Origin of the sequence: Methylobacterium sp. WL6, from assembly GCF_008040095.1 — a bacterium.
Classification (GTDB): domain Bacteria; phylum Pseudomonadota; class Alphaproteobacteria; order Rhizobiales; family Beijerinckiaceae; genus Methylobacterium.
In genome coordinates this window covers 1-496 of record NZ_VRVH01000690.1, presented here as the reverse complement: position 1 = coordinate 496, position 496 = coordinate 1, and the positions used below count along the sequence as shown (strand labels likewise).

General features: G+C 78.2%; 1 protein-coding gene. It reads left to right on the top strand.

The window, feature by feature from the left end; all coding sequences use genetic code 11:
- Window positions 1–496, top strand: a 496-nt coding sequence (locus FV230_RS30260) for a hypothetical protein (protein WP_187275681.1), incomplete at both ends; no start/stop codon positions are given.

Below are 496 nucleotides of genomic sequence, written 5' to 3'. Positions count from 1 at the left end.
GCCCAGGCCGGGCTGGCGCTCGCCGCCGCGGGGGTCATCGAGACCTTCGCGTCGCGCGCCGCCGCCGTCCGCGACGACCTCATCGGCACCGCCGAGCGGGTCGCGGAGGCGGTCACCACAGGCGGCGGCGGCGTCGCCGACCGCATCGAGGCGATCGCCGGGCGCCTGCACGAAACCATCACCCTCCACGGCGGCGACCTGGAGACCCGCCTCGACGCGGCGGGCGAGCGCGCCGGCAGCCTCGTGGCCCAGCGCTCGCAGGAGGCCGCCTCCAGCCTGGAGGCCGCCTTCGCCAACCTCGGCGACACCTTCGCCCACGGCGCCTCGGGCGCCACCGGTTCGCTCCGCGAGACCATCGCGACCCTCTCGGCCGAGATCGCGGCGCGCACCGCCGAGGCCGTGGACAGCTTCCGCCGCTCGGCGGAGGAGACCACGGTCTCGATCGGCGCGACCGGTGCCGAGGCGGCGCAGGCGATGCGCCGCTCGGCCGCCGGCG